Here is a 2,416-nt window from a genome sequence, read left to right on the forward strand (position 1 = left end):
TGCACCTCCTGTTCGATGCAAAAAAAGGGGATTACGTCCATAGCCTGAGATTTAATCGATAACGATACTCTTAAAGAGCCAAATGCACAGCTAGCTATCTGGTTCTTTAAGAAATAAGCAATATCAAGTCAAAACCATTCAATTCATTAGCACGTCTGATTGACCCAAAACTGTTTATCTATTGTACAATCGCCCCTATCAACTCATAAAATGTTATTAAATCTATTTGAATAGGTCATAAAAGCACATTAAATGCTTCCATCAATTTAAAGCTTCCTGTATAAATAGGCACTTTCATCGTTGAAAATCATTAATACCCCACCGATTTGGCCTGAATTGGGAGTTCCTTGAATGAACGTTTTTGAAGAAATTCATCACCGCCTGAGCAGTAAAGCACGGATCCGCTCTCTGTTTAAAGATGTTCATGTTGAAGATCTTGAGCGTATCATCTCCAGAATGCAGGACGTACTGCAGGAGAAAGTTGAAGCCCGCAATAAAATTGACGAAGAGCGTCAAGCCAAACTGAAAAGCATTGAAGCCGTTAAGCAAATCATGGCTGAGCGTGGCATTTCAATGGATGATCTGGACCACCTGGAAGTAGCGGCTCCAAAACGTCGTCGTAATGTCCAGAGATTTACTTTTGAATACCGGACTGAAGCGGGAGACACCGTTCAGTGGGATGGCTCTACCACAGGCCGTCTGCCACGTGACTTCCAGAGCTACCTGGACCGCACCGGCAAGAAGCGTCTGGACTGCGTGGTTGAAGAAGAATAAGTCGACCGTTTTCAGGATTTCAGACTCGCCTCCAGTCCGCTGTTTCTTGAATACAGACATCATTCAATAGTCAGGGTAACAGACTCTGAGAAACAAACCATTCGAATGACGAGACCATCAGAAGATTAATCGTTTTTTGGTGGTCTGCTAAAAAGCATAAAAGGAGCTACCACTCCTTTTATGCTTTTTTCATGAGTGTTCCAGCTCAAGGCATTTTGCCGGGAAATGGCAAACAAAACGGCTGCCTTTCCCCGGATGACTGCTGATAGTGAGTTTGCCTCCATGTCTTAGCATGACGTGCTTGACGATAGCCAACCCGAGTCCTGTTCCTCCGGTACTCTGGCTACGGCTTTTATCAATCCGGTAAAAACGTTCAGTCAACCTGGGAATATGCATGGGGTCAATACCGACACCGTTATCTTTCACCATCATATGTCCGCCTTCCTTATCCTGCCACCAGCGCAAATGTATCTTGCCACCTTGCGGTGTATAGCGCACAGCATTAAAGACCAGATTCGAGAAGGCACTGCGTAACTCACTGCTACTGCCAGCCAAAAAGACATCTTCAGGACAGTCCAGTGAAATCTGATGCTGGTTTTCGCCACTGAGTGCACACCCGTCTTCAACAATGCTGTTCAGCATGGTTTTAAGATGCACCCCGTTTTCATCTGCCTGAGCTTCGGCCGACTCCAGCTTGGACAGCAACAGCAGGTCTGCCACCAGATTCTGCATTCTCAGTGACTGTTCCTGCATCCTGTTTAGCGCTTTCTCCCAAACAGGAGGCAGGCCTGAATCGGGGCCCAGACTGTCCAGCATGGTTTCAAGGTACCCGGACACAACTGTCAGCGGTGTTCTCAATTCATGAGAAACATTAGCAACAAAGTCTTTTCTCATGACCTCCAGCTGATTCAAACGCGTGACATCTCTCACGGTCATCAGACGATTGCCTTTGCCATACACCGTTATATTAAATTGCAGTTGATAATCCGGATTGACAGGAGAGGGAATCTCAAGAGCTTTTTGATAACCACCCTGCTCAAAGTAGTCAGCAAACCTTGGATCACGCAACAGGTTGGTAATCAATTGCCCTTTATCGTCAGGCGTCTTCAGACCCATCAAGCTTTCAGCAGCAGGATTCCACCATTCCAGGTTACTCTGATTATCGATCATCACAACACCGTCATTAAGCGCAGCAGTTGATTCCTGAACGCGCTCAATCACTCCGGCCAGCTTTTGCCGGGAGCGACTGTGCTGTTTCTGTAATCGATAGATACCATCAAAAATTTCACCCCAGAACCCTTTACTCTCAGGGGGTTCTTTGCTCCTGGCCTTGTGATCATTCAGCCAGACCAGTAGTTTGAAAAGTTGGCGGAAGCTCCAGACAAAATAACCTCCCATCACCACACAGAGCCCTAAAAAAGGTTCTCCAATTAGCCAGCCCAGGGAAAACCCAACAACCAAGTAAGCAACCATACGGCTCAGCAAACGGGTTTTTGAAATTGTTGTCATATTACTCCCGACCAGGGGCCTGACCAACGAGCATAGAAAGTTTACACCCTGGTTGAGAAACGATATCCGGTACCACGAACAGTTTGCACAAAAGCTTCGTAATTATCACCCAACGCTTTTCGCAAACGTCGTA

At 46.2% G+C, this 2,416-nt stretch carries 2 protein-coding genes and 1 pseudogene; 1 reads left to right on the forward strand and 2 read right to left on the reverse strand.

Going from position 1 to position 2,416, the window contains the following annotated elements:
• The first annotated feature begins 351 nt into the window (after positions 1-351).
• Positions 352-774 carry an H-NS histone family protein gene (locus KDK18_RS13690; RefSeq protein ID WP_257255491.1) on the forward strand — a complete coding sequence of 141 codons (423 nt, stop codon included), beginning with the start codon at positions 352-354 and terminating at the stop codon, positions 772-774.
• 189 nt (positions 775-963) lie between these two features.
• Here the strand turns inward: KDK18_RS13690 and phoR are convergent, their stop codons facing one another.
• Together phoR and KDK18_RS13700 are read right to left on the reverse strand one after the other, a co-directional pair.
• Entirely contained in the window at positions 964-2,283 is a 1,320-nt protein-coding gene (gene phoR, locus KDK18_RS13695) for a phosphate regulon sensor histidine kinase PhoR (RefSeq protein ID WP_257255492.1), read from the reverse strand.
• A 41-nt stretch (positions 2,284-2,324) separates the two neighbouring features.
• Positions 2,325-2,416 (reverse strand): annotated as a pseudogene (locus tag KDK18_RS13700) (DNA-binding response regulator); the annotation flags it as partial.

The organism is Endozoicomonas sp. SESOKO3, from assembly GCF_024606255.1.